Source organism: Testudinibacter sp. 'clade 2' (genome assembly GCF_006227735.1).
Lineage (GTDB): Bacteria > Pseudomonadota > Gammaproteobacteria > Enterobacterales > Pasteurellaceae > Chelonobacter.
On record NZ_VDHB01000043.1, the window covers coordinates 1 to 4705 of the forward strand.

4 protein-coding genes are annotated in these 4705 nt (G+C 45.2%); 1 reads left to right on the forward strand and 3 read right to left on the reverse strand.

Annotation, left to right across the window (positions count from 1 at the left end):
* Positions 1-433: 433 nt before the first annotated feature.
* The 3 genes from FHQ30_RS04205 to asnS all read right to left on the reverse strand — a co-directional run bounded on the left by FHQ30_RS04205 (position 434) and on the right by asnS (position 3220).
* A complete protein-coding gene (locus FHQ30_RS04205) occupies positions 434-1225 on the reverse strand; it encodes an MOSC domain-containing protein (protein ID WP_139611149.1) in 792 nt (263 codons plus the stop codon).
* A gap of 20 nt (positions 1226-1245) precedes the next feature.
* Positions 1246-1752 (reverse strand): DUF2301 domain-containing membrane protein, encoded by a 507-nt coding sequence (locus FHQ30_RS04210; protein WP_139611152.1) that lies wholly within the window; start codon positions 1750-1752, stop codon positions 1246-1248.
* A gap of 64 nt (positions 1753-1816) precedes the next feature.
* A complete protein-coding gene (asnS, locus tag FHQ30_RS04215; RefSeq protein ID WP_139611150.1) occupies positions 1817-3220 on the reverse strand; it encodes an asparagine--tRNA ligase in 1404 nt (467 codons plus the stop codon).
* A 248-nt stretch (positions 3221-3468) separates the two neighbouring features.
* On the opposite strand from asnS, the gene FHQ30_RS04220 reads away from it, so the two are divergent.
* A complete protein-coding gene (locus FHQ30_RS04220) occupies positions 3469-4674 on the forward strand; it encodes an ROK family protein (RefSeq protein ID WP_139611151.1) in 1206 nt (401 codons plus the stop codon).
* Positions 4675-4705: the final 31 nt, after the last annotated feature.

Consider the following 4705-nt stretch of genomic DNA (forward strand, 5'->3'; position numbering starts at 1 on the left):
GTTTGTGTTTTTGTTTTTTTCTTGTCGGTTAATCCAACGACAAGAGAACGTTTAGCAACATCAATGCCACAATAAATCGGAGTGTTGTTCATCATTAACCAGCCTTGTATTCGGGTTTCGTTATTTCAACTGTTCGGTTTTGTTGATGAACGTTATCCACGCCTACGCTACAAGACGAGTTGATGCTCTAGGGGCGGTCAAGCTGTGGATAACGATTCGGTGCTGTGTTGCTAGTATACTTTATTTTGAATATACAAGGGGCGGATTATATATCCGCCCGTTTGCGAAGTGCGGCATAAGCACTTAATTAATAAAGGAAAAATGCAAAGTGCGGCTCGGGGCGATATATAATCGCCCCTACAGTTACAACATTAATCGAGTATTTTAACCTTTGTCAGCAGTCTAAAGTGCGGTTGTGCAACCGCACTTGAAGCTATTCCAAGATTTGCAGTGAATCACCAATTTGGATAATCCCGGAATTTAGTGGCACGAGATTGGTGCCGAATACCGGCTGTCCCTGCGAATCGGCAAACTGTTTTTTGAGGGTACGAAACGGCTCCATGTTACGTTGTAACTCCGCGGTTTGCGGATCGCGCGTGGTCAGAATACAGCGAATGCAAGGCTTAGCATTGATAAATTCTACTTCGCCAATGCGAATTTTTTGCCATTGGTTTTCACTGAATGCCGCGGCGTTGTCGATCACCAGATTGGCACGGAATTGTGCCATGCTGATCTCGACGGGGCAGTGTTGTTGCACGCTGGCGAGCGATTGTAAATTGGTCAGCAATAACGGATAACCGTCGGCAAAAGACAGTGCTTGTTCGGGATAGCGTTTGATGCGGCGTTGCGGCTCAAAACCGAGCCAGCGCAGTTGAACCGCTCTTTGCAGCTTTTCGCTGAACCAGTTATTGATGTTGTCGTTGGCAAGCAACGAATCAAAATGGTTGCCCCAGACTTGGCATTCAGCTTGTCGGGTGAAATCATGATAAAGTGCGGTTGCGCTGCTGCCGTCTTGATGGTGAATGTGCAATCCTTGTGCGCTCGGCACGGCGCTAAAGGCAAACAGTTCGCCGTCTTTGCGGGCGCTGATAAAACTGCCGTCCGCTTCGGTCAACATAAAAGTGCGGTCAAATTCTAAACCGTAGGGCTGTACCAACGCTTTGGAAACCGTGATGGGCTGGGTGGATTTGATCGGATACAGATTGATTTGGGTAATATGACTCATATTGTTTGCCTTTTCTTGCCTTAAATCTGATATTTGGTTTTATCGCCGATATCAAAATGCAGCGGCATCCGCCATTTTTGAATGCTTAACATCAGCAATAACAGTGTGGCGATTCCGGAAAGCATTTGTGCCGCCAGCGTTGCTTGCATGACTAAACTCAACCACAACAAGGCTAAAAACAGCGGTTGTAAATTTAAGCCGAACACTCGAAAACAAAAGTACTCTTTGAAACACAAACCGCCAAGGGTAAAAAATGCCGCACCCAGCCCCAGCCACTGCCAATCCAGTACAAAACAGAGTGCCGCCACCCAAGTGGCAAATTGTAGTAATAAGCGAAAATGTTTCAGGTAGATATGCAGTGAAGAGGCACAAAGTACTGCCGCCAGCAAGACACCTTTTGTTGCCCAATCGAAATAATAGGGCAGTAATGCCACTGACGGCACGGCAAGCACAAAGCCACAGCGATACAGAATCACTGTTAAGTAATCCCAAAAATCCATTGGCGATTGAATATGTGGATCTGCCATCATGACCTCTCTTGGTTGATAGTAAATAAAAAAACAAAACCCCGCCGCAGCGGGGATTGAATACTTAGAATGAGGCGTTGCGCGGATAGCGCGGGAACGGAATTACGTCACGAATGTTTTGTACCCCGGTGACGTAAACGATCAAGCGTTCAAAGCCGAGGCCGAAGCCGGAATGTGGCACGGTGCCGTAACGGCGCAAATCACGATACCAGCTGTAATCCGCTTGGTTCAAGCCCATTTCAGCCAAACGTTGATCCAACACCTCCAACCGCTCTTCCCGTTGTGAACCACCGATGATTTCGCCGATGCCCGGCGCCAAGACGTCCATTGCCGCCACAGTTTTGCCGTCGTCATTAAGGCGCATATAGAACGCTTTGATGTCTTTCGGATAGTTTTTCACCACCACCGGCGAGTTGAAATACTCCTCAGCCAGATAGCGTTCATGTTCGGAAGACAAATCAATGCCCCATTCCACCGGGAATTCAAACTGTTTGCCGGATTTCAGTAACACTTCAATCGCATCGGTATAGTCGATTTGGGCAAAATCAGAGGCGATGAATTTTTGCAGACGGCTGATCACGTCTTTATCGACCCGCTCTTCAAAGAATTTGAGATCGTCGGCACGCTCTTGCAAAACGGCTTTAAACACATATTTCAGCATCGCTTCGGCAAGTGCGGCATTGTCGGCTAAATCAGCAAAGGCGACTTCCGGTTCAACCATCCAGAATTCCGCCAAATGACGGGTAGTGTTGGAATTTTCTGCCCGGAAAGTCGGACCAAAGGTATAAATTTTACTCAGCGCACAGGCGTAAGTTTCACCGTTTAACTGCCCGGAAACCGTCAAAAAGGCTTCTTTGCCAAAGAAATCTTGTTTGAAATCGACCAAGCCATTGTCACCACGCGGCAAGTTTTCTAAATCCAGCGTCGAAACCCGAAACATTTCACCGGCGCCTTCGGTATCGGACGCTGTGATGACCGGTGTAGCCACCCAATAAAAACCTTGTTCATGGAAAAAGCGGTGAATCGCTTGTGCTAAACAGTGGCGTACTCGCGCCACTGCACCGATTAAATTGGTGCGTGGACGCAAGTGTGCCACTTCACGCAAGTATTCAACGCTGTGGCGTTTGGCTGCCATCGGATAGGTTTCAGGATCGTCGACCCAACCACAAACCGTGACATCGTCGGCTTGCAGTTCAACCGCTTGTCCTTGTCCTTGTGAGGCGGTGATTTTTCCGCGCACAATCACTGAACAACCGGCGGTAAGATTCAACACCTCGTCCTGATAGTTCTCCAGTTGGTTGCTGACCACGGCTTGAATCGGGTCGAAACAAGAACCGTCATACACCGCCAAGAATGAAAATCCCGCTTTGGAATCGCGGCGGGTTCTGACCCAACCACGCACTGTAACCTGTTCGCCAACGGCGATTTTACCTTGCAAAACATCACTGATTGATGAAATTTTAGCCATTTTTTCCTCAAATTATTCAGATATAAAAGTATCGCTTTAGTTTACTGATTCTTATCTAAAATACAACGATTTGAACTGAAATAAGCCGTCGGATGAGTAAATATTTGTTTGTGATTAAATTATTGTAGAATCGTGAGCTGATTAGCAGAATTGAGATTATCTTATTGTAAATCAATAAATAAATGCGTATAAAGGACAATTGATTAAAAACGTTATTGACCTTTACCACAAAACATAAAAGAAAAATTATGCCCAAGATAAAACAAGATGGCGCCAATCGCGTAAATTTACAGCATTTAGGTTCAGTCTACCGCTTGATTGAACAGTTTGAGTTGATTTCCAGAATCGATTTGTCAAAAATTTCCGGCTTTGCACCGGCGAGCATCACTAATTTAACCAGAGAATTAATTCATTCCCACTTTGTGATCGAAAGAGCGGTACAAAATACAATCGTACGCGGACGCCCGGCAGTGGGGATCTGCCTGTCGCCATTTTATTGGCAGTATTTGGCGGTGACTTTAAGCGAAAAAAGCTTGGATATCAGCCTATGTGAACTCAACGGTAAACAGTTGCGTCAGCAACTTTATAGTCTGGATAAAACGCTGCCGTTAGAAAGCTTCATCAGTCGCGGAATAAGCTATTTTTTACAGCAAAACAGCGATATCACTCAGCATATTTTAGCTTGCTCTTTATGTATTTTAGGGCGGATCGATAAATTTGAAAAACGGGTTTATCTGGGGGCGGAAGAGCTGAATCCTGACTTGCAGGAAGTGCTGCAAAGTGAGTTTAAATTCCCGATTATTGTCGCTGAACACTTTGCGATGTGGACTTTTGCCGAGAGCCATTTGGGCAACGCCATCAATAGTAACAACGTTATTTTCTTGCAGTTTGACGACGCAATCAATATCAGTGTGTTAAGTGAAGGCAAGATGATCAAAAATGAAAAACAGAAACGCATGAATATTGATAATGTCACGTTGCCTAAACTCAGCGAGTTGAGTGATAAAATTGCCCAAGATGTGCCGGAAATGGAACGCCACTATCTGTATAATCAGGTTAGTAATAAAGCGATTTATCAATTGGTCGATCTGTTATTGCCGAATCAACTACCGAATGACGAGAGTAAAATTCAATTCTTGTGCGAACAGGCACAGCAAAACCAGCCGGATGCGATCACCATCATCCACCACTTGGCGGATAATGTCTCTTATCTGTTGATGTATTTGACGAATATTTTTGCTTCTGAAAAAATCATGATCAACACGCGTTTGCTGTCGGTGAAAGAGATTTTTCTGCAACGTTTGGCGGACAAATTGCAAGACGCCTTGCTGTCGGATGAACAACAAGTGGAGATTATCACCTCTAAATTCAGTTGGAATGACCCAACAATAGCTTCCTCTGCTATCAAGCAACAGCTCTATAGTGGCGAATTATTTAGCGAACATATCCGTTGAGGATAGGGTCTATTGATCTTTGTTTATAATT

What these genes read in the sequence shown, in the direction of transcription:
- FHQ30_RS04205 (WP_139611149.1), bottom strand. Translation starts at nt 1,225, where the DNA reads ATGAGTCATATTACCCAAATCAATCTGTATCCGATCAAATCCACCCAG.
- FHQ30_RS04210 (WP_139611152.1), bottom strand. Translation starts at nt 1,752, where the DNA reads ATGGCAGATCCACATATTCAATCGCCAATGGATTTTTGGGATTACTTA.
- asnS (WP_139611150.1), bottom strand. Translation starts at nt 3,220, where the DNA reads ATGGCTAAAATTTCATCAATCAGTGATGTTTTGCAAGGTAAAATCGCC.
- FHQ30_RS04220 (WP_139611151.1), top strand. Translation starts at nt 3,469, where the DNA reads ATGCCCAAGATAAAACAAGATGGCGCCAATCGCGTAAATTTACAGCAT.